Annotated in this window: 24 protein-coding genes; 14 read left to right on the top strand and 10 right to left on the bottom strand. The window is 55.1% G+C overall.

Annotated elements, in window-relative coordinates:
• Positions 1–294 (top strand): hypothetical protein (locus tag L6R44_RS20900; RefSeq protein ID WP_237425311.1); only part of this gene is annotated, 294 nt, incomplete at its 5' end.
• Between the two features lies 1 nt (position 295).
• Here L6R44_RS20900 and L6R44_RS20895 read toward each other — a convergent pair.
• Complete coding sequence (locus L6R44_RS20895) at positions 296–487, bottom strand: toxin-antitoxin system HicB family antitoxin (protein ID WP_087529184.1); 192 nt, start codon at positions 485–487, stop codon at positions 296–298.
• Between the two features lie 136 nt (positions 488–623).
• Between L6R44_RS20895 and L6R44_RS20890 the strand changes: the two genes are divergently transcribed.
• Positions 624–965, top strand: a complete 342-nt coding sequence (locus L6R44_RS20890) for a SymE family type I addiction module toxin (RefSeq protein ID WP_237425310.1) — start codon at positions 624–626, stop codon at positions 963–965.
• Positions 966–1,014: 49 nt separating this feature from the next.
• A complete protein-coding gene (locus L6R44_RS20885) occupies positions 1,015–2,043 on the top strand; it encodes a virulence RhuM family protein (RefSeq protein WP_237425309.1) in 1,029 nt (342 codons plus the stop codon).
• On the opposite strand, the gene L6R44_RS20880 is transcribed toward L6R44_RS20885, so the two are convergent.
• The 3 genes from L6R44_RS20880 to L6R44_RS20870 all read right to left on the bottom strand — a co-directional run bounded on the left by L6R44_RS20880 (position 2,040) and on the right by L6R44_RS20870 (position 4,184).
• Entirely contained in the window at positions 2,040–2,480 is a 441-nt protein-coding gene (locus L6R44_RS20880; RefSeq protein WP_237425308.1) for an acetyltransferase, read from the bottom strand. The genes L6R44_RS20885 and L6R44_RS20880 overlap by 4 nt on opposite strands.
• A 102-nt stretch (positions 2,481–2,582) precedes the next feature.
• Positions 2,583–3,581 carry a class I SAM-dependent methyltransferase gene (locus L6R44_RS20875; RefSeq protein WP_237425307.1) on the bottom strand — a complete coding sequence of 333 codons (999 nt, stop codon included), beginning with the start codon at positions 3,579–3,581 and terminating at the stop codon, positions 2,583–2,585.
• 78 nt (positions 3,582–3,659) lie between these two features.
• Positions 3,660–4,184 carry a lipocalin family protein gene (locus L6R44_RS20870; protein WP_032644381.1) on the bottom strand — a complete coding sequence of 175 codons (525 nt, stop codon included), beginning with the start codon at positions 4,182–4,184 and terminating at the stop codon, positions 3,660–3,662.
• Between the two features lie 117 nt (positions 4,185–4,301).
• Between L6R44_RS20870 and L6R44_RS20865 the strand changes: the two genes are divergently transcribed.
• From L6R44_RS20865 to L6R44_RS20845, 5 genes are all read left to right on the top strand, one after another.
• Positions 4,302–5,027 (top strand): MerR family transcriptional regulator, encoded by a 726-nt coding sequence (locus L6R44_RS20865; RefSeq protein ID WP_237425306.1) that lies wholly within the window; start codon positions 4,302–4,304, stop codon positions 5,025–5,027.
• A gap of 99 nt (positions 5,028–5,126) precedes the next feature.
• Positions 5,127–5,537, top strand: a complete 411-nt coding sequence (gene uraH / locus L6R44_RS20860; protein WP_237425305.1) for a hydroxyisourate hydrolase — start codon at positions 5,127–5,129, stop codon at positions 5,535–5,537.
• A 102-nt stretch (positions 5,538–5,639) separates the two neighbouring features.
• On the top strand, positions 5,640–6,599 hold the full coding sequence (locus tag L6R44_RS20855) for a YbgA family protein (RefSeq protein WP_032644378.1): 960 nt from the start codon (positions 5,640–5,642) through the stop codon (positions 6,597–6,599).
• A gap of 146 nt (positions 6,600–6,745) precedes the next feature.
• Positions 6,746–7,834 (top strand): AAA family ATPase, encoded by a 1,089-nt coding sequence (locus L6R44_RS20850; RefSeq protein WP_237425304.1) that lies wholly within the window; start codon positions 6,746–6,748, stop codon positions 7,832–7,834.
• A 94-nt stretch (positions 7,835–7,928) separates the two neighbouring features.
• The gene (locus tag L6R44_RS20845; protein WP_237425303.1) at positions 7,929–8,732 is read left to right on the top strand and encodes a DUF4225 domain-containing protein; all 804 of its coding nucleotides are present in this window, start codon (positions 7,929–7,931) and stop codon (positions 8,730–8,732) included.
• Here L6R44_RS20845 and L6R44_RS20840 read toward each other — a convergent pair.
• The 5 genes from L6R44_RS20840 to L6R44_RS20820 all read right to left on the bottom strand — a co-directional run bounded on the left by L6R44_RS20840 (position 8,710) and on the right by L6R44_RS20820 (position 12,530).
• Entirely contained in the window at positions 8,710–9,039 is a 330-nt protein-coding gene (locus L6R44_RS20840) for a hypothetical protein (protein WP_237425302.1), read from the bottom strand. The two genes, L6R44_RS20845 and L6R44_RS20840, sit on opposite strands and share 23 nt — an antisense overlap.
• A 237-nt stretch (positions 9,040–9,276) precedes the next feature.
• On the bottom strand, positions 9,277–10,236 hold the full coding sequence (locus L6R44_RS20835; RefSeq protein WP_237425301.1) for a GlxA family transcriptional regulator: 960 nt from the start codon (positions 10,234–10,236) through the stop codon (positions 9,277–9,279).
• 26 nt (positions 10,237–10,262) lie between these two features.
• Positions 10,263–11,042 carry an MBL fold metallo-hydrolase gene (locus tag L6R44_RS20830; protein ID WP_237425300.1) on the bottom strand — a complete coding sequence of 260 codons (780 nt, stop codon included), beginning with the start codon at positions 11,040–11,042 and terminating at the stop codon, positions 10,263–10,265.
• A gap of 120 nt (positions 11,043–11,162) precedes the next feature.
• Positions 11,163–11,963 carry a lipoprotein NlpA gene (gene nlpA / locus L6R44_RS20825; protein ID WP_237425299.1) on the bottom strand — a complete coding sequence of 267 codons (801 nt, stop codon included), beginning with the start codon at positions 11,961–11,963 and terminating at the stop codon, positions 11,163–11,165.
• A 147-nt stretch (positions 11,964–12,110) separates the two neighbouring features.
• Entirely contained in the window at positions 12,111–12,530 is a 420-nt protein-coding gene (locus tag L6R44_RS20820) for a GNAT family N-acetyltransferase (RefSeq protein ID WP_237425298.1), read from the bottom strand.
• Positions 12,531–12,670: 140 nt separating this feature from the next.
• Between L6R44_RS20820 and L6R44_RS20815 the strand changes: the two genes are divergently transcribed.
• Positions 12,671–12,967 carry a YicS family protein gene (locus L6R44_RS20815; protein WP_237425297.1) on the top strand — a complete coding sequence of 99 codons (297 nt, stop codon included), beginning with the start codon at positions 12,671–12,673 and terminating at the stop codon, positions 12,965–12,967.
• A 49-nt stretch (positions 12,968–13,016) separates the two neighbouring features.
• On the opposite strand, the gene L6R44_RS20810 is transcribed toward L6R44_RS20815, so the two are convergent.
• Positions 13,017–13,967, bottom strand: a complete 951-nt coding sequence (locus L6R44_RS20810; protein WP_237425296.1) for a LacI family DNA-binding transcriptional regulator — start codon at positions 13,965–13,967, stop codon at positions 13,017–13,019.
• A gap of 293 nt (positions 13,968–14,260) precedes the next feature.
• Here L6R44_RS20810 and L6R44_RS20805 point away from each other — a divergent pair, with 293 nt between their 5' ends.
• The 5 genes from L6R44_RS20805 to L6R44_RS20785 all read left to right on the top strand — a co-directional run bounded on the left by L6R44_RS20805 (position 14,261) and on the right by L6R44_RS20785 (position 19,130).
• Entirely contained in the window at positions 14,261–14,575 is a 315-nt protein-coding gene (locus tag L6R44_RS20805; protein ID WP_032644367.1) for a PTS sugar transporter subunit IIB, read from the top strand.
• Between the two features lie 11 nt (positions 14,576–14,586).
• Positions 14,587–15,912 carry a PTS sugar transporter subunit IIC gene (locus L6R44_RS20800; RefSeq protein WP_237425295.1) on the top strand — a complete coding sequence of 442 codons (1,326 nt, stop codon included), beginning with the start codon at positions 14,587–14,589 and terminating at the stop codon, positions 15,910–15,912.
• A 17-nt stretch (positions 15,913–15,929) separates the two neighbouring features.
• The gene (locus L6R44_RS20795; RefSeq protein WP_237425294.1) at positions 15,930–17,306 is read left to right on the top strand and encodes a glycoside hydrolase family 1 protein; all 1,377 of its coding nucleotides are present in this window, start codon (positions 15,930–15,932) and stop codon (positions 17,304–17,306) included.
• 5 nt (positions 17,307–17,311) lie between these two features.
• On the top strand, positions 17,312–17,614 hold the full coding sequence (locus L6R44_RS20790; RefSeq protein ID WP_074166029.1) for a PTS lactose/cellobiose transporter subunit IIA: 303 nt from the start codon (positions 17,312–17,314) through the stop codon (positions 17,612–17,614).
• Positions 17,615–17,750: 136 nt separating this feature from the next.
• Positions 17,751–19,130: a carbohydrate porin gene (locus tag L6R44_RS20785; RefSeq protein WP_237425293.1), complete on the top strand. Its 1,380-nt coding sequence runs from the start codon at positions 17,751–17,753 to the stop codon at positions 19,128–19,130.
• The last annotated feature ends 110 nt before the right edge of the window (positions 19,131–19,240 follow it).

Below are 19,240 nucleotides of genomic sequence, written 5' to 3'. Positions count from 1 at the left end.
GATATACACGGTAAAAGAGTTGCTCAACAGATAAGACGTATTTACCGAGCTAGGAACCTTATCGTTCATACAGGGAATCTACCTAGTTACACACCCATACTTATTGAAAATTTACATGATTATTTAGATGTGGTTATAGGTACACTTATTGAGCTTAATATTTCTCAGCGAAGAATATCTACTATTTCGCAAGGATTTAAAATGATGGAAATTAGATACTCTTCTTATCGAAGAAAACTTGACGTTAAGAATTTACAATTTAAAGAAGATAATATTGATTTTTTGTTTCATTAATCTAACCTTTGGGCTCAACTCCTAATTTCGACAATTCTTTCCGTCCCAGGTTTTTGAGCCAATTTCCTAAACTCATTCCTTCTGCCTTTGCAGCTCCCTCAAACTGTGCCTTCAACTCTGGCGTAATACGAATCTGAAAAGTCGGTGCTTTTCCAGATTTAGATTTGTTAGGGTCGCGTTTAGCTGTTGACATGTACGTACCTACGAGAGCAAGATATCTTCACTGAGGTACGTACCTTAACATACGAAAACCTCACATTGAAACGCCCTCGCCAAGTACTCGCAATACCGGACGAGAGCTAACCTCACCAACTATCAAGGAGTTGATTATGGCTGATTCGCATTCTACCCCAGACACCGACCAATCCGGAACCGAGCGTTCGTTAATTGTGGGATACCGCCCGAATGTTTTCGACAAATCCACGCCCAATATCACTCTGTCCGGCAAGTGGCTGCGCGCCGCGGGCTTTGATACCGGGCAGCAGGTCACGGTCAAGGTGATGAAGGGTTGCATCGTTCTGGTGGCGTATAACGAGCAGGAGCAGCGGTTGCAGGACGATTATAAACGGACGAAAGCAAAGCTCGTTGAGATAGAGAATGCACTCGCAGCGATTCAAATTCAGCATCCTGGAAAGCGCCTCGCAAAATCAGATACAAACCACCCGGCTTAGCGGCTGTTTCTGGCATACTACGACATCAACCTTATGACGCGGAGGCAGCATGACATATGAAGAATTAATTAATTCACCAGCCGGTGAGTTTGTCATGTTTGCCAGCAAGGATGGAAAAGTTCGCATTGAATGCCGCTTCGAAAGCGATACGTTGTGGCTGTCACAGGCAACAATCTGTGAGTTATATGGCAAAGCCAAAGCAACGATCAGCGGGCATATCAAGAATATTTTTGATGAGGGTGAGCTGGTTGAAAATTCAGTTGTTCGGTTTTACCGAACAACTGCCAGCGATGGTAAAGTATATAACGTTCAATATTTTAGCCTGCCCGTCATTCTCGCCATCGGCTATCGAGTCCGCTCCACGCGAGGTACACAGTTCCGTCAGTGGGCCACCCAAACGCTGCAAGAATACCTGGTTAAAGGCTTCGTTATGGACGACGAGCGACTTAAAAACCCGCCTGTCGGATCGTCTGCCGTACCTGACTATTTCGATGAAATGCTGGAACGCATTCGCGATATACGGGCCAGCGAACGCCGGGTCTATCTGCGCGTAAGGGAGATTTTTGCATTAGCTGCTGATTATCAGCCGTCGCTCAAAGAAACCACGCAATTCTTTCAGACCATCCAGAATAAACTGCATTTTGCCTGCACGGGCCACACCGCTGCTGAGTTGATTCACCAGCGCGCGGACGCCACTCAACCCCATATGGGGCTGACCAGCTATAAAGGCGAAGAAGTCCGTAAAAGCGATGTCACCACTGCAAAAAATTATCTGTCTCAGGATGAGGTGAGCGAGCTTAATCGCGTCGTTAATATGTGGCTCGATTTTGCCGAAGATCAGGCCAAACGCCGCAAGCAGGTATTTTTACGAGACTGGCAAACCAAGCTCGATCAGTTCCTGCAATTTAATGACCGGGATGTGTTAGAAGGAGCTGGCAAAATCAGCAAGAAAGCGGCGGATGAAAAGGCGTGCTCAGAATATGTTGAGTTTGAAAAAAGGCAGCGCCTGTTGAAAGAAGCCGAAGGAGAGAAAGATATTATCGGCTTATTAAAATGGGATAAGCAGGCTAAGCGCTAATCCCGATTCAACCGCATATGCAATAACGGAAACGGATTCCCCTGCCCGTCCACTTCCGAGCGCCCGACCTGCTCAAACCCCATATGGCGATAAAACGCGACGCCCTGCGGATTCTGCTCATTCACGTCCACTTCGTTCGCGCCGAACGCTGCGATGGCGTGTTGCAGCAGCAATTTCCCGACGCCCTTACCCCGGCTCGCATCGTCAACAAACAGCATTTCAATGCGGTTTTCATCCACGCCTAAAAAGCCGTGAATAACGCCTGCATCATCGCGGGCCATCATGACGGTGAGGTTTGGTAAATACGCGTTAAGCAATAACGGGCGCAGCGCCGCAATATCGCTTTCCTGTAAAAAGTGGTGGGTGGCGCGGACGGAGGATTCCCAGATCGCGACCAGACGTTCGAAGTGTGTGGGGAGTGCGGTTTCGATTTTCATGGCGGGATCATGATTGGAAAACCGAATTATTTCAAGCCACGCTTTGCGGTCTGTTCCCCCCTCACCCTAACCCTCTCCCTCAGGGAGAGGGAATCGATCGCGCTAAACCCTAATCTCCATCACCGCATACACCTCATCCTTCGGCACGACCACGGTGACGTTTTCCACCGGCACGCCTGCCGCCAAATGAATATCCTGCAGCTGCTGCAGCGTCCTCGGGTGGATATCCTCCCAGCCGATACCGCGCAGCACAAAGTCAATCTGCGGGCTGCTGGTCAGCATGTTGGAGACAATCACCGCCCCGCCGGGCTTGACCAGCCGCAGCGCGCGCTGGAGGAAAGTCACCGCATCGGTATCGTTGAAGTATTCGAAGATCCCCAGCGCGTCGACCAGTTCGGCCTGATGCTCGCCCAGCTCCAGCAGCAGGTCCTCGTTACGCACCAGCGTATGGAGCAGGTTGCGCCTGAGCAGCGTCAGCTGTTCACCCACCACAATGCCTTCCTGCGCCGCCATGGTTTCCGCCCAGCTCAGCGCAACGGGGTCTTTGTCTACCAGCGTGAGATAGACCTGCTGGCCGTCGAGCTTTGCTTCACGCAGCGCCTCCAGCACCGGGATGGCGGCGCCGCTCGCGAGGCTGACCCAGTTGTTCTCGCTTTCGTTGTGAATGTACTTCTCCACCAGCGCGGCCAGCACCCGGGCGCGGGAACGCACGCCGATGGCATCGTTCGCGTGGATAAACCACTGGCGGCTGTCGCTGTCCATCTTTGTGCCGTCCGGCAGGCGATCCTCCAGCGGGTTTTGCACCACAAACAGCGCCAGCGCGGAGGGCACCAGCCGGGTGCGCCACGCGGCAAGCGCCGGACGGTTGCGAAAGGCCTGTTCGGAATAGCGGTTCTGCGGGACGAGCACGGCCTGCCCCCCTTCTTCGTACTCAACCAGCGGAGGGCGGAGCGCGGGCTCGGCTTTCAGCGCCCGATCGATCGCAGCGATTTCACGGGCAGCATCGTCTTTCATCGGCCACTGGTCGCTGACGTCGGGAAATGACGCGCTGAAAATCGTCATATTTTCCGGTGAATTGCCGCGAAATGGCTGCCAGTTCATGTCGTCTTCCCTCCGTAGGGCTTTTAACGGAAGTCTATCCAGGCGAGCCCGTAATACCCTACGAAGAAAGCACGATCTTTACTGCTTCACCCACACCAGCTGGTCAACCCGGAAGCCCAGGCTGCGGGCGGTGTTCAGGTAATCCTGCTTCACCGCGTCCGGGATGGTCGGCGTGCGTGACAAAATCCACAGGTAATCGCGGTTCGGGCCGCTGACCAGCGCGTACTGGTACTTGTCGTCCAGCCTGATCACGTTATACCCGCCGTAGAACGGGCCGAAGAAGGAGACCTTCAGCGCGGCCGTGGTCGGCTCGCCGGTGAAGTACGCTTTCCCCTCGCTCTCGTTCCACTTGTTTTTCACCGGATCGAAGCCCCGGTTCAGCACGCTGATCCCGCCGTCGCTGCGCTTGCCGTAGGTGGCGGTCACCTGCTCCAGACCGCGTTCAAAGCGGTTTTCCAGGCGCGCGACTTCGTACCATTTGCCGAGATAGCGGCTGGCGTCAAAACCGGATATAGGCTGCACGCCTTTCGGCGGCGTAGGGGATTTACAGGCGACCAGCGTCAGGGCAATGGCAACACCGGTCACAACAGGCCATAGCTTCATGAGAATTCCTTTCATTTGCACGGTTGGATGTTAAGTGTAGTGCACCGTTTCGGCGCTTCATCCCGTTCGGGAAAATTCGTAGTATATTGAGAGTATTCCTCCACTCTGGACACGGACATGGCTTACTCCATCGGCGAATTCGCCAGACTCAGCGGCATTACCGCCACCACCCTGCGGGCGTGGCAGCGTCGCTATGGTTTACTCAAGCCACAGCGCACGGAAGGCGGCCACCGCCAGTACAGCGATGCGGACGTCCAGCAGGCGCTGAAAATCCTCGACTGGGTCAAAAAAGGCGTCCCGATTGGCCAGGTTAAACCGCTGCTGGAACGCCCGATGCCGGGGCGGACCAACAACTGGCAAACCCTGCAGCAGAACATGCTGCAACGCCTGCAGGACGGCAAAGTCGAGTCCCTGCGCCAGATGATTTACGACGCCGGACGCGAGTACCCAAGGCCGGAGCTGGTCGCGAACGTGCTGCGTCCGCTGCGCAGCCAGGTCTCGGCTAACGTCGCCGCCGCCATGACCCTGCGCGCGATCCTCGACGGCATCATCATCGCCTACACCTCGTTTTGCCTTGAGGGCGATAAAAAAGCGCCGGGCGACAACATTCTCCTCAGCGGCTGGCACCTCAACGACCCGTGCGAGATCTGGCTCGAAGCCTTAGCGCGCACCGGGCAGGGCCACCGGATCGACATCCTGCCGGTTCCCCCCGACGCGCTGGCACCGGAAATTTTCCCGGAGCGTAAATGGCTTTTGGTCTCCAGCGGCAAGCTCACCGCCGGGCGGAAAAAACAGCTTGAGCAGTGGCAGCAGCAGGTATCGCTTGAAGTGATTATCCTCTGATCATTTTCTGCTGTGGGAATCTTCACGAAAAGTTGAATATTTTCCCGCGCCGCAGATGCTAACGTTTTCCTGTGACGAACAACTCCACAGGAAAACACCATGAAAAAAACTGCCCCTCTGCTGTTCCTGGCCTCGATGGCCTTTGCCCCTGCTGCCTTTAGCGCCCCTGTCGGCACGCTGAGCGTCCACATTCTCGACCAGCAAACCGGGATGCCGCCATCCGACGTGACCGTTACGCTGGAGAAGCAGCAGCAGGACATGTGGACCCCGGTTGCCAGCGGCAAAACCGACCGCGACGGACGCATCAAATCGCTCTATCCGCAGGACCAGGACATGCTGCCCGGCGTGTATAAAGTGACCTTCAAAACTGCAGAGTACTTCCACGGCAAAAAGCTGGAGACCTTCTTCCCGGAGATCCCGGTGCTGTTTACCGTGACCCGCACCAACGAAAAGCTGCACATCCCGCTTCTGCTGAGCCAGTACGGTTACTCGACCTATAAGGGCAGTTGAGCCGCATTGATTTTAAAGGAATAAAAAAAATAGTTCCGCTAATACTTGGACAAATTAGTCATGTTGTGTAAGTTTTAATTATATGAACGGGAGGACCACACCATGACAACGAAACCTGTGCTCGGTATTAGCGGATGTTTGACCGGATCCGCCGTACGCTTTGACGGCGGACACAAGCGCATGGGCTTCGTCATGGATGAGCTGGCCCAGTGGGTGAATTTCCGCCCCGTCTGCCCGGAAATGGCGATAGGTCTGCCGACGCCTCGCCCGGCGCTGCGTCTGATCGTGACGGACCGCGGTGAAACCCAGATGCGGTTTAGCCACGCGCCTCACGAAGACGTTACGCAGAAGATGGCGGACTTTACCGCAGACTTCTTGCCGAAAATCGGCGATCTCGCCGGTTTTATCGTCTGCGCAAAATCCCCAAGCTGCGGCATGGAACGCGTGCGGCTGTATGATGAAAACGGCAACCGGGGCCGCAAGGAGGGGGTCGGGCTGTTCACCGCCGCCCTTCTTGAAACCTGGCCGTGGCTACCCGTGGAGGAGGATGGACGCCTGCACGACCCGGTGCTGCGGGAAAACTTCGTCGAGCGCGTTTTTGCGCTGCATGAGCTGAACACGATTCGCGCCAACGGCCTGACCCGCCGCGCGCTGCTGGACTTTCACAGCCGCTACAAGCTTCAGCTGCTGGCGCACCATCAGGCGGGCTACCGCGAAATCGGCCCGTTCGTTGCCACGCTGCACGAGTGGGAAGATCTGGACGCCTTCTTCGTGGCGTACCGGGAAAAGCTGATGACCATCCTGAAAAAACCGGCTTCGCGGAAGAACCACACCAACGTGCTGATGCATATTCAAGGATACTTCCGTAACCAGCTGAACACCCGCCAGCGCGGCGAGCTGCGCGACGTGATCCTGCACTATCGCAATGGACAGTTGCCTATCCTTGCCCCGATCACGCTGCTGAAGCACTACCTGGCCGAATACCCCGACCGGTATCTGATGACGCAAAACTACTTTGATCCCTATCCTGATGATTTGGGTCTGCGTCTGGCAGTCAAGTGATCATAAAAATGCGAAGGCCCCATTGACCCTTAGAGGCCCAAAGCAGTACCCCGTTTAGACGACATCCTCACTGTCGTCTCTTTTTTGCATTTAACCTCAAAGACTGTGATTATATACAGGCTTATTCTGCAAAAAGGGGCCTGACCGTGATCAACACCCTGCACATTCAAAACTACCGCTCCATCCGCGAGATGTCGCTTGAGCTGGAGCAGCTCAACATCGTCTTCGGCCCAAACGGCACCGGGAAATCCAATATTTACAAGGCGATACACCTGATGCACAGCGCCGCCCAGGGGCAGTTCTCCCAGGCGCTGGCGAACGAGGGCGGCATCCTGAAGGTGTTCTGGGCGGGCAAAACCCGCAGCGACCAGCTGCGGCGGATGAATCTGGCGGTGGAAACAGAGACCTATGAATACGAGCTGCAGGTCGGGTTTGTAGAGAGGCTGCCCTATCCCTCGCAGTTTCAGCTCGACCCGGTGATCAAAGAGGAGTCCATCTGGCTGAGCGGCCAGCATCGACGCCCGTCGTCACAGCTGATGAAGCGTAAGAATCAGGCCGTGTTTCTGAATAACGTGCATCACGAGAAGGTGACCCACAGCGGCACGCTGTACGAGAACGAATCGGTATTCGGACAGCTCGGCGAACCGCATCTTTACCCGGAAGTGTCGCAGATGCGCGAGTCCCTGCGTAACTGGCGGTTTTATCATGAGTTCTCCGTCTCATCCGGCTCGGCGATGCGTGCCCCGCAGGTCGGGTTCCGTTCCCCGGTGCTGGCCAGCGACGGTGCCAACCTGGCGGCGGCGTTTCAGACCATCGTTGAGATTGGCGACGAGCTGCTGCTGATGCGCATCCTTGACCAGGCCTTCCCCGGCTGCGTGTTTTACAGCGACAACACCGGCGGACGTTTTCGCATGATGATGCAGCGCGAGGGGCTGAGCAGGCCGCTGGAACCGGCGGAGTTCTCCGACGGCACCCTGCGCTTTCTGTGCCTGGCGGTGGCCTTGCTCAGCCCGCGCCCACCGGCGTTTATCGCGTTGAACGAACCGGAAAACAGCCTGCACCCGCAGATGCTGCCCGCGCTGGCGAGCTTAATCGCCGAGGCCAGCCGCTACTCGCAGATCTGGCTCACCAGCCACTCGCCGGAGCTAGCGAAGTTGATTGAGAAGCAGAGAACGTTTTCGCTGTACCAGCTGTCGATGGCGGAGGGGGAGACGAAGGTGGAGAGGCTGGGGTAGGCCTTCAATCCCGCAATACATTTTCCAGGTTATTGTTGCCAGTTTCTACTGGCAGGATAATCTGTAAGTGTTGGTTATCAGATGAGAAATTTAAATGGATATTGCACTTTTCCCAGGCCAGAACGCCCGTGCGTGGGCTGAAACCATGATAAATCTTGAAGCCCGGAAGCTTATCAATACTGCGAATATAGTCGGCGGACAACATCTCAGCGACGGACTCGCACGGATTAAATTTATGGATGATATCCGGCAGTTTGTGATGCAACAATTCAGTGCAACCCGGGCGGCCAGAAGTGATGAGGAGTGCATAGAATGCCTGAAAAACATCCGGGCTGAGAACGAAAGTCTTCTTGAGCAAAGCGGAATGATTCGCTCCCGTACAGCTCAGCTTTTTGCTCAGATCGAACTCGTTAAAGAAAATAATAAAGTCGTCGGTTACGTTATCTCGTCGATTAAAGTTGTTCTTTCAGGGCTACAAATTGTTGCAGGTGTTGGTGCAATGATGACAATGAATCCTGTAGGTGCGCTTGCAGGAGCGATTCTGGTGATGGATGGGGCAAATGGTATTTCAAAAGAAATTAACAGAACGCTTCAACATCAACCAAACTCCGAAGGGATGCTGGCAGATGGTGTCATGGATATCGCTCAGTTTATGGGATTTAAACGTGAATCAGCTCTGGGAGTATTCAACAGCGTAAACCTGGCAGCAAGCGTCTATACGGTGTTTGGCGCTATACGAAAACCCGAATCATGGCGTCTGTTTCGCTATCTCCCCCTGGATTTCTACCGCAAAGTCGACGGAATGAATCGCGCAGCGCTCACGATGAAAATTGTTGGCTGGGGTGTCTCTGCAAAAGTCTCGTTTGATTTAATTTCTAATGCATCTGGCCAGAACTAATGTATTTCTTTCTGTAGCGCCAGGCTTTGTAGGTAATGACCGGGGGTTGAAAAAACCAGACGATAATCAATACGATGAAAAGAGAAATGCCCCCGGAAACAACATTGTAATGCTCAGCGAAAAAAAGAAGCGCCAGGAAAATCAGAGCCACGGCCGCAGTAATACACAAGACCATGAGAAATCGCTTACCTAACTCAAGCACGACCTCTAGCAAGGATGAACCATAACGGCTAATGTTCCGGTTCAAATACGCTAATTCTTTTGCGGTAAAGCCTGATTCAAGTAACTGCGTTTCAATATTATTCATGCCACTACCTTTTCTTCTGGAAAGTAACGAGGAATATCTTAACCGGAAGAGAGGCGTCTTGTAACCAGTCTGACGTATCAGCATCAAACAGTAAAAAAAATCAGGATCACGCTAAAAAGACACTGGCGGCCATAGTAGAAAACTAAACCTACGGGGTTTAAGTCACGCTCGTTAGAATCGTTCGTAAACATTAGCCAGAAGATGTCACCCACTCCTTTTTTATTTCGCGCAAAGGAATTATGAAGACGGGTGAATGCGAAACGTCTTTCGCCACTCCGCAGGACTTACCCCAAAACGCGCCTTAAACTGCTGCCTCCAGGTCACGGCGGAATGATATCCCACCAGCTCCGCCACGCTCTCGATGGGCATATTTCCGGCTTCAAGCAGGATCTGGCTGCGCCGCAGGCGTTCGGCGGTAAGCCAGTCGGCAACGCTCATCCCCGTGGCTTTAACAAAATGACGGGTCAGCGTGCGGCGGCTCATCGAAACGACTTCCGCCAGCGAGTCCAGGCAATGCGGTTCGGTAATGTGCTGCTGCAGGTAGTCGATCAGGCAGTTAATGCGTCCGTCCCGGGTATCTTTCGGTACCGGCTGGGCAATGAACTGCGCCTGTCCGCCCTCGCGGTGGGGCGGAACAATCATCCGACGGGCAATCTGGTTGGCGACTACGCTGCCAAAGCGCTGGCGAATGATGTACAGGCAGCAGTCCAGCGCGGCGGCGGTACCGGCAGAGGTGATGATATTGCCGTCATCCACGTAGAGAGCGTTGATATCCAGCCGAACGTTTGGGAAGAGCGACTGGAACTGATGTTCGAATTCCCAGTGGGTGGCCGCTCGTTTGCCGTCGAGGATCCCCGCATAGGCCAGCACAAACGACCCCAGGCATAGCCCGACGATCTCCGCGCCGCTGTCTCTTGCCTGCACCAGGCCGTCGAGCAGCGCCTGAGGCGGCCGTTCCAGGACGTGCTGCCAGTAAGGCACGACAACGATATCGGCCTGCCCGAGGGCAGAATAACCCTGCGTGGCGTTGAGCGCGAACCCGTCTTTTGAGGTCAATAAGCCTGGCTTTTCGGCGCAGATCGTTACGTTAAAGCGCTTTTCGCCGGAGACGGAATCGCCAAACAGAATGCAGGGAACGGAGTAGTGGAACGGGCTGAACCCGTCTACCGCAACAATCGCGACGTTGATTAGCGACATCTGTCTCTCCTTTCCCTTTAACGCACTCAGAATATAACGGTTTCGCCATCCTGGGGAATGCTCACCGCGTCACTCACCTGATTGGCTTCAACGTACTCACGCAGCGCGCTACGGGTCAGCAGGCAGTGGTTAATCGCCTCCATATGGCTCGCCACAATGTTGGCCTGCGGCAGCAGGAAATGGACGTTGAGCACATCCTCCTGGCCCATAATGATGGGCCCAAAACCAATGACGTGGGCATAGCCCGCGTTCAGCACCACCACATCCGGCTGATGTTTTTGCAGATCGGCCGCCACCTCATCGCGCCAGATCGTATCTCCTGCAAGATAGAGCGTCTTCTCATTGGGATGACGCAGCACCACGCCGCAGGCCTCGCCCAGCCGCTCCGCCAGTTCGGGCACGGCGTAAGCGCGATCGGTACCGTGCTGGCCGCCGTGGGTTTTCGTAATCTGAATATCGCCGAAGAAGGTCGCGTCGGTCATGACCGTCAGGTTGCTAAACCCCTGGCTGCGCAGCAGCGCGGCGTCACGATCGTTTTGCACGTAGATCGGTTTGTCTTTGGCGATCAGCTCTACCGCGGCGCGATCCCAGTGATCGTCATGGGTGTGGGTGACAATCACCGCGTCGGCGTCCAGCAGCGTGTTGACGTCAACGGGGAGTTCGACCGTCGGGTTGCGGCGTTCGGCATGCGCCGTACCGGGGAAGCCCGGATAAGCATCTTTCGGGGCCAGCATCGGGTCGATTAAAAGACGTTTGCCGGCGTAGGTAATCAGCTGGGTGGCGTTGCGAATGTGGGTAATGTTCATGGGCTATCCTCCGGTTGGTGTGATAAGGAGGATAGCCCGACGTCGCAGGTCACGCTGTGGGTTAAAGGGCGATTACCGATGGAATCGGGCCAATTTAAAACCGGCGTTTTCAGGCAGAATTTACCAGCCCGGAACCGCTCCGCCGTTAAAGATCGTCTCCGCCGCTTTCGCCACTTCCGGTGACTGATACGACTGGATAAATTCCTTCACGTTTTCCGCGTCTTTGTTGTCTTCGCGCGTCACCACGATGTTCACGTACGGCGAATTTTTGTCTTCAATGAAGACGCTGTCATGCACCGGCGACAGTCCGGTTTGCTGGATATAGGTGGTGCTGATAATAGCAACATCCACTTTCGGGTCGTCCAGCACGCGCGGCAGCTGCGCCCCTTCCAGCTCCATGATGTTCAGCTTTTTAGGGTTGGCGGTAATATCCAGCGCCGTCGGCAGCAGGCCGGTGTCCGGCTTCAGGGTGATGAGCTTCTCTTTTTGCAGCAGCAACAGCGCGCGGCCAAGGTTGGTCGGGTCGTTTGGAATGGCAATGGTCGCGCCGTCCTTCAGGTCCGAGACGGATTTGATTTTGCGTGAATAGCCGGCCATCGGGAACACGAAGGTGTTCGCCACGGCGACCAGCCTGTAGCCATGCGCCTTGTTATCCTCAGCGAGGAACGGGCGATGCTGAAAGACGTTAGCATCCAGCTCGCCCTGGTTGGTGGCATCGTTAGGCAACAGCGAGCCGCTGAAGCCGACCAGCTCCACGTCCAGGCCATATTTCTCTTTCGCCACCTTTTTGGCGACTTCCGCCACGTCCTGCTCGGCGCCGTTGATGACGCCGACTTTAATGTGTTTGGCATCGCTGCCATTTTGATCGCACCCTGCCAGCAGCAGGCCAGCCAGTACCAAAGCACCCAATCGACGTTTCACAAGACAGTTCCTTTTGCTGAATGTTGTAGTGACTATATCGGCAACGAGGCGGTGAAATAAAAACCGAAAAAGAATCAATAAGAAGGATAAGTTATATGCGGGTATCGCCGGGTGGCTCTGCGCTTCCCCGGCCCGCAGAATCAGAATTTAAAGCGCTTTCGTCAGGTAATGACGCTGCATGCCCGGGTACGGATAATCCTGCAAAGACATCTGCAGCTGGTAGCCCTGTTTTTCATAGAACGGGCGAGCCTGGAAGCTAACGGTATCCACCAGCGCGTGCTTGCAGCCTCTACGTCTGGCTTCATCTTCGGCCGTTTTGATAAGCTGGCTGCCCACGCCAGATCCGCGCACGGTCTCGCTGACCCACAGAAAATCAATATTCAGCCAGTCGCCTTTGCGCACGCCGATCAAACCGCCCAGCATCACGCCCTTTTCGTCTCGTACGTAAACGCCGATGTCGCCGCTAAAGTTCGCCAGATCGAGGAATTGTCCGTTATAGGATCTCAGGCCCACCAGTAACTCTTCTTTTTCCTGCGGCGTGACGGCGTCAGTGATGCTCAAGTGCATATTTTTTCTCCTTGTTTTCGGTGCCGTTTCACTATCTCACACTCGCAGCATGGAGAAAATTCATACTTTCGACTGGCGTCGCTACACTGAATGTAACGATACATTTCATGGGAAGCATGTGACATCTAAGGGGGTTATCGATGAAAGCTGCGCACCTGGTCTGCCTGCTGGTTTGTCTGCTCTTCGCCGCGTTTGTCCATGCTCAGGAAAAGGAGGATCCGGCAAAAGAGGCGCAAATAAAGCAGCAGGTCCTTAAAGATATTAAGAAAACCTGTACGCCACAGAAAAAGCAGAGTGATAAAGCCTGGCAGGCGATGATTTTGTCGTCCGAGGCCAATCAGCTGCTGATCAAAAATGCCGTTACCGCCGTCAAGCGCGACAATCTGGATGCGTACTGGGAGGCGGTAGGACAGGTGGATTGTATGGAAGATTATTGAGCGCTGCTTGCCGGGTGGCGGCTGCGCCTTACCCGGCCTGGAAAATATTTTAACGCTTCCGCACGTCCGGAATAATGAGATCCCCGCGCAGCACATACGAGCCCAGCATCTGCGTTTTCTCCGTCAGCCAGCTCACGATACGCGCCGCCATGGCATCCATAGAATATTCAATCGCCGGGATCACCGGAATACCCGGCAGATGCAGCGATCCGGCCAGGCTGAAGACCATAATGTCGTCCGGCACCGATTTGTTAAACGCCTGCAGCTGCGGGATCACCCGCTGGGCTTCCTGCTCGTCCGCCACCAGCAGCGCGTTGAAGTTGAGGGTGCTGGCGTTGTTAAGCAGCTCCTGCAGCGCAACGGACGACGAGGTCGCGTCCATAAATACGAGGCTGCGATTAAAGGGCAGGAAATTTTTCTCCAGCGCGTGCTTGTAGCCGAGCAGCACCTGGTCGGCAAACCCGCTGCCGTGCGGGTGGATCAGGGCAATCTGGCGACGCCCCTGGCTTGTCAGGTAGTTACAGGCGGTTTCGGCGGCAAAGGCGTGATCGAACTGAATGCTGTTGGAATTATCAGACTCCATACAGTCCACAAGGATGACGTTGTCCATATCGACGTCCAGCGGGAAACGCGCGCCAATGACCAGGATATCATCACACAAACCGCAGGAGAGCTCTTCGAGCGCATTCATCACTTCGGCTTTGCTATGCGCGAAGCGCAGCAGCAGGTGTTTTTGATGCTGGCTGAGCTGTTTTTCCAGCGCGTACAGATAACCGGTGGTCTGGTTAATATTTTCCTGTGCGCAAATGACGCCGATGCATCCCGTCGACTGGCTCAGCAGCGACTGGGCAATCACATTAGGCCGATAGTTAAGTTCTTCCACCGCTTTCAGTACGGCCTGACGGCTGGCTTCCTTTACGCCACGCGACCCGCTCAACACTCGCGATACCGTGGCTTTAGATACCCCGGCAAGACGTGATACATCATTGATTGTCGACATCTCTTTCCCCTGACAGGCTTACCTCGCGCCTGCAAATTCCATGACCGCTTCGGCTCATATTATAGCCAGAACGGAGTATATCCGTTTCCGTTTTCCATGGAAACCGATTTTCCGTTTCCACTCAAAATGATGTCAAAACGGCCAAATTATGTGATGCGCATCGGGTTAATTAGCCTCATAAGTAAGGGATCTTGATGGTTGTCACACTTCTGTCTTTTATGGATGGAAACCGGTTTCCGTATAATGTCCAATCATCCTCGCAATAACTTTTTACATTTAGAGGATGGTTGTCGATGTTCAAGATTATGCTGTGCTGCTCTGCCGGGATGTCCACCAGCCTGTTGGTCAGCAAAATGGTCGATGTCGCGAAAGAACGTGGTTTGCCGGTGAAGATTGATGCGTACGGTGTTTCCGAATTTGATACGCAGTTTCCGCAATACCAGGTGGTACTTCTCGGACCGCAAGTGAAATACATGTTACAGACACTCTCAGACAAGGCGGCGACGCATGGCATTCCGGTGCAGCCCATCGACATGATGGACTACGGCATGCAGCGTGGCGATAAAGTACTGGACTATGCTCTGTCGCTCATCGAAGCGGCACACTAAAAGGTGTTCACATGAGTTCGTTATATCAATCCATGGTCGCGGTGATTGAGCAGTCAATTACCCCGCTGGCCGCCAAACTTGGTCAGCAAAAGTATGTGATTGCTATCCGCGACGGCTTTACCGCCGCGCTGCCGTTCATGATCATCGGCTCGTTTATGCTGGTGTTCATCTTCCCGCCGTTTTCGGCGGATACTACCAATAGCTTTGCGCGCGGCTGGCTGGATTTCTCCCAGACCTACCGCGAACAGCTGATGCTGCCGTTTAACCTCAGCATGGGCGTGATGACCTTCTTCATCTCGGTGGGGATCGGGGCGAGCCTGGGGCGTCAGTTTAACCTCGACCCGGTGATGTCCGGCCTGCTGGCTTTTATGGCCTTCCTGCTGGTCGCCGCGCCGTATGCCGACGGCAAAATCTCCACCCAGTATCTCTCCGGCCAGGGCATCTTCACTGCGCTTATCACCGCGATCTACTCTACCCGCGTCTATGCGTGGCTGAAGCAGAACAACGTGACCATCCGCCTGCCGAAGGAAGTTCCGACCGGCGTGGCGCGTTCGTTTGAGATCCTGATCCCGGTGATGGTGGTGATCGGTACCCTGCACCCGCTGAACCTGTTCATCGAAGCGCAAACCGGCATGATTATCCCGCAGGCGATCATGCACCTGCTGGAGCCGCTGGTTTCCGCGTCTGACTCCCTGCCCGCCATTCTGCTCTCCGTGCTGCTGTGCCAGATCTTCTGGTTCGCCGGTATCCACGGCTCGCTGATCGTCACCGGCATCATGAACCCGTTCTGGATGGCGAACCTCTCGGCAAACCAGGCGGCGCTGGCGGCCGGCGCGGCGCTGCCGCACGTATACCTGCAGGGCTTCTGGGATCACTACCTGCTGATTGGCGGCGTAGGCTCCACGCTGCCGCTGGCCTTCCTGCTGCTGCGCAGCCGCGTAACGCACCTGCGCACCATCGGCAAAATGGGCGTGGTGCCAAGCTTCTTTAACATCAACGAACCGATTCTGTTCGGCGCGCCGATCATCATGAACCCGATGCTGTTTATCCCGTTCGTGTTCGTTCCGCTGGTCAACGCCTGCTTGGCGTACGGCGCGACGAAGCTCGGCTGGCTGGCGCAGGTTGTCTCGTTAACCCCGTGGACCACCCCCGCGCCGATTGGCGCCTCGTGGGCGGCGAACTGGGCGCTGAGCCCGGTGGTGATGTGCCTGGTTTGTATGGTGATGTCCGCGCTGATGTACCTGCCTTTCCTGCGCGCCTATGAGCGTACGCTCATCAAAAATGAAGAGCAGAAGGCCCAGGCAACCGTCGGCACCGCTGAAACAGTTAGCAATTAAGTCAAAGAGGAAGGGTCATGAAATACGCATTTCCCGATAACTTCTGGTGGGGCAGCGCAAGCTCCGCTCTCCAGACGGAAGGGGCAAGAGAGGGGGAAACCACGTGGGATTACTGGTTTGCCCGCGAGCCGAACCGTTTTCACAACGGCGTGGGGCCGCAGCAGACCTCCACGTTTTACCAGCACTGGAAAACGGACATTCAGCTGTTAAAGCAGCTGAACCACAACAGCTTTCGCACCTCGATTAGCTGGGCGCGCCTGATCCCTGACGGTATCGGTGAAGTGAACCCGGAAGCGGTTGATTTTTACAATCAGGTCATTGATGAGCTGAACGAACAGGGCATCACGCCGTTTATGACCCTGTTCCATTTCGACATGCCGATGGCGATGCAGGAAATCGGCGGCTGGGAAAACCGCGACGTGGTGGACGCTTACGCCCGCTATGCGCAGATTTGCTTCGAGCTGTTCGGAGACCGCGTGCTGCACTGGTTTACCTTCAACGAGCCGATCGTGCCGGTGGAAGGCGGGTATCTGTACGACTTCCACTACCCGAACGTGGTGGATTTTCGTCGGGCGGCCACCGTGGCGTATCACACCGTGCTGGCCCATGCGAAGGCGGTTCAGGCCTACCGCGCCGGGCATTACGCGGGGGAAATCGGCATCGTATTAAACCTGACGCCATCCTATCCGCGCTCGCAAAACCCGGTGGACGTCAAGGCGGCGCATATTGCGGACCTGATGTTTAACCGCAGCTTCCTCGACCCGGTACTGCGCGGCGAATACCCGGCGGACCTGGTGGCGCTGCTGAAATCCTACAATCAGCTGCCTGTCTGTAAACCGGAAGACGGTTTCCTGATTGCGGAAGGGAAAATCGACCTGCTCGGCGTGAACTACTATCAGCCGCGTCGCGTGAAGTGTCGCGACAGCGCGGTGAACCCGCAGGCGCCGTTTATGCCGGAGTGGTTCTTTGATAACTACGAGATGCCGGGCCGCAAGATGAACCCGTACCGCGGCTGGGAAATCTACGCGCCGGGTATTTACGATATTCTGGTTAACCTGCGCGACAATTACGGCAACCCGCGCTGCTTTATTTCTGAAAACGGCATGGGCGTCGAAAACGAGCAGCGCTTTATTGAAAACGGCCAGATTAACGATCGGTACCGCATTGATTTTATTTCCGAACATTTAGCCTGGCTGCATAAGGGTATTAGCGAAGGGTGTAATTGTCTTGGCTACCATATGTGGACGTTTATTGATAACTGGTCGTGGTGCAACGCCTATAAAAATCGCTACGGATTTATTCAGCTCGATATAGAGACGCAGCAGCGCACCATTAAGAAAAGCGGAGAATGGTTTGCCGCCACCGCCTTAAATAATCGTTTTGAAAAAGAGTAATAATGATGATCGCATTAGAAGAAGCCGTAATGGAAATTATCGTCAACGCCGGACAGTCCCGCAGCCTGTGCTTCGAGGCGCTGCACGCGGCGCGTCAGGGCAACCTTGACGAAGCGAAAAGCCTGCTGCGCGAAGCCGACGGCTACGCGCGCCAGGCGCACAAGATGCAGACCAAACTGATTGAGCAGGATGCTGGCGAAGGCCGCCAGCCGATGACGTTAATCATGGTTCACGCGCAAGATCATTTAATGAATTCCTTATTAGCGCGTGAATTGTCCGAAGAAATTATTCATTTATACCAGAGATAATCTATGGCTAAATAATTAGTGTAATACCTCTGTACCCTAAATAGAGATCCACTTGTTCTGATGATAGCGACATACTCTGTCAGATCGGAGCGGGATGGTTATTGTCTGAATAAAATTAAACTATATTGAGATAACCATGAATACGATTAAAAAACTTCCATTAACCATGGCGGTTATCGCCGCGCTTTGCCCAATTTCCGTGCTCGCACAAGAATTCACCCAGGAGCAAATTGACGCCATTGTGGCCAAAGCGGTGGACAAAGCGCTGGCCGAGCGTCAGGCCAAAATGGATGAGGCGGTCGCGAAAAAGGCGGACGTGGTGACCGAGCCGCAAAGCGCGGCGCAATCCCCGGATATGGCGATCCCGTTTGGGATTAAGTTTACCGGCTACGCCCGCTACGGCGCGCACTTCCAGGCCGCCGATCAGAAATACGTGGCGGTGGATGGCTCCTACAACGGCGCGTCCGCCATTGGTCGTCTGGGTAACGAGGGCAACGGCGGGGAATTCCAGCTCTCCAAGGCCTTCAAGGGTGAAAACGGCGCCATCTGGGACATCAACGTGATGATCGACCACTGGGGCGACGAAGTTAACCTGAAAAAAGCCTACGCCGGGGTGACCAACATTATGGCGTCTAACCCGAACGCCTATTTCTGGGCCGGTCGTGACTTCCACCAGCGTCCGCAGCAGGGCATCAACGATTACTTCTGGATGAACCACGACGGCCAGGGCGCGGGGGTGAAGAACTTCGACATCGGCGGCGTGCAGTTCGACGTGGCCGCCGTGGCGGCAGTGGAATCCTGTAGCCCGGAAGTGATGGAGGATGAGGCCAACCCATCGCGCATCACCTGTACCGGCGGTTCCGGCACGGGCGACAAAGGCAACTACGCCGCGACGTCAAAGATCCACGGCATGAAGCTTGGCCCGATCGACCTGGAGCTGTACGCCAACTACGGCTTTGATTCGAAAGCGGTGGAGAGCGACGAGCGTCTGAACGCCTGGCAGGGCGGCGTGGTGTTGAGCCACACCAACGACAGCGGCGTGAATAAGGTGATCGCGCGCTACTCCGATAACTCGGACAACAGCGTATTCAACAAAACCGAAGATCTGACCACGGTCTACGCCAGTTTCGAAGGGCTGTACAAATTCACCCAGGCCACGCAGGTGGAGTACATTCTCGCCTTCCACGACTACGACAACAGCCGCGATAAGACCGACAACCGCAAGAACTACAACGCCATCGTGCGTCCGATGCACTGGTGGAACGACGTTCACTCCACCTGGCTGGAAGCGGGCTGGCAGCACGTTGATTATGACAACGGCGGCGATAACAAGGGCTGGAAGCTGACCCTCTCGCAGAATATGTCTATCGCCATGGGGCCGGAGTTCCGTCCGATGCTGCGCTTCTACGTGACCGGCGGCAAGGTGGATAACGAACGCACCGCGCGCGTGAACGGCACCAAAGACGAGACGCTCGACGACTTCAACGTCGGCGCGATGTGGGAGGCGTGGTTCTAGCAAGGTAAACGCAAAACGGCAACGCAACGTTGCCGTTTTTCGTGTTTTCTCCCTCTCCCTGTGGGAGAGGGCCGGGGTGAGGGTATCAGGCCGCACGAACATGCTATGCT

Origin of the sequence: Enterobacter cloacae complex sp. ECC445, from assembly GCF_021892025.1 — a bacterium.
GTDB lineage: Bacteria > Pseudomonadota > Gammaproteobacteria > Enterobacterales > Enterobacteriaceae > Enterobacter > Enterobacter chengduensis.
Note: the sequence above shows the minus strand (reverse complement) of the source record. Positions and strands in the feature narration are given on the sequence as shown.

Bases quoted from the DNA above. Each gene is read 5' to 3' on its own strand.
- L6R44_RS20790 (WP_074166029.1), top strand. From the start codon at position 17,312: ATGATCGCATTAGAAGAAGCCGTAATGGAAATTATCGTCAACGCCGGA.
- L6R44_RS20890 (WP_237425310.1), top strand. From the start codon at position 624: ATGGCTGATTCGCATTCTACCCCAGACACCGACCAATCCGGAACCGAG.
- L6R44_RS20800 (WP_237425295.1), top strand. From the start codon at position 14,587: ATGAGTTCGTTATATCAATCCATGGTCGCGGTGATTGAGCAGTCAATT.
- L6R44_RS20810 (WP_237425296.1), bottom strand. From the start codon at position 13,967: ATGTCGACAATCAATGATGTATCACGTCTTGCCGGGGTATCTAAAGCC.
- L6R44_RS20795 (WP_237425294.1), top strand. From the start codon at position 15,930: ATGAAATACGCATTTCCCGATAACTTCTGGTGGGGCAGCGCAAGCTCC.
- L6R44_RS20895 (WP_087529184.1), bottom strand. From the start codon at position 487: ATGTCAACAGCTAAACGCGACCCTAACAAATCTAAATCTGGAAAAGCA.
- L6R44_RS20855 (WP_032644378.1), top strand. From the start codon at position 5,640: ATGACAACGAAACCTGTGCTCGGTATTAGCGGATGTTTGACCGGATCC.
- L6R44_RS20865 (WP_237425306.1), top strand. From the start codon at position 4,302: ATGGCTTACTCCATCGGCGAATTCGCCAGACTCAGCGGCATTACCGCC.
- L6R44_RS20845 (WP_237425303.1), top strand. From the start codon at position 7,929: ATGGATATTGCACTTTTCCCAGGCCAGAACGCCCGTGCGTGGGCTGAA.
- L6R44_RS20815 (WP_237425297.1), top strand. From the start codon at position 12,671: ATGAAAGCTGCGCACCTGGTCTGCCTGCTGGTTTGTCTGCTCTTCGCC.
- L6R44_RS20880 (WP_237425308.1), bottom strand. From the start codon at position 2,480: ATGAAAATCGAAACCGCACTCCCCACACACTTCGAACGTCTGGTCGCG.
- L6R44_RS20820 (WP_237425298.1), bottom strand. From the start codon at position 12,530: ATGCACTTGAGCATCACTGACGCCGTCACGCCGCAGGAAAAAGAAGAG.
- L6R44_RS20830 (WP_237425300.1), bottom strand. From the start codon at position 11,042: ATGAACATTACCCACATTCGCAACGCCACCCAGCTGATTACCTACGCC.
- L6R44_RS20840 (WP_237425302.1), bottom strand. From the start codon at position 9,039: ATGAATAATATTGAAACGCAGTTACTTGAATCAGGCTTTACCGCAAAA.
- L6R44_RS20875 (WP_237425307.1), bottom strand. From the start codon at position 3,581: ATGAACTGGCAGCCATTTCGCGGCAATTCACCGGAAAATATGACGATT.
- uraH (WP_237425305.1), top strand. From the start codon at position 5,127: ATGAAAAAAACTGCCCCTCTGCTGTTCCTGGCCTCGATGGCCTTTGCC.
- L6R44_RS20835 (WP_237425301.1), bottom strand. From the start codon at position 10,236: ATGTCGCTAATCAACGTCGCGATTGTTGCGGTAGACGGGTTCAGCCCG.
- L6R44_RS20805 (WP_032644367.1), top strand. From the start codon at position 14,261: ATGTTCAAGATTATGCTGTGCTGCTCTGCCGGGATGTCCACCAGCCTG.
- L6R44_RS20785 (WP_237425293.1), top strand. From the start codon at position 17,751: ATGAATACGATTAAAAAACTTCCATTAACCATGGCGGTTATCGCCGCG.
- L6R44_RS20870 (WP_032644381.1), bottom strand. From the start codon at position 4,184: ATGAAGCTATGGCCTGTTGTGACCGGTGTTGCCATTGCCCTGACGCTG.
- L6R44_RS20885 (WP_237425309.1), top strand. From the start codon at position 1,015: ATGACATATGAAGAATTAATTAATTCACCAGCCGGTGAGTTTGTCATG.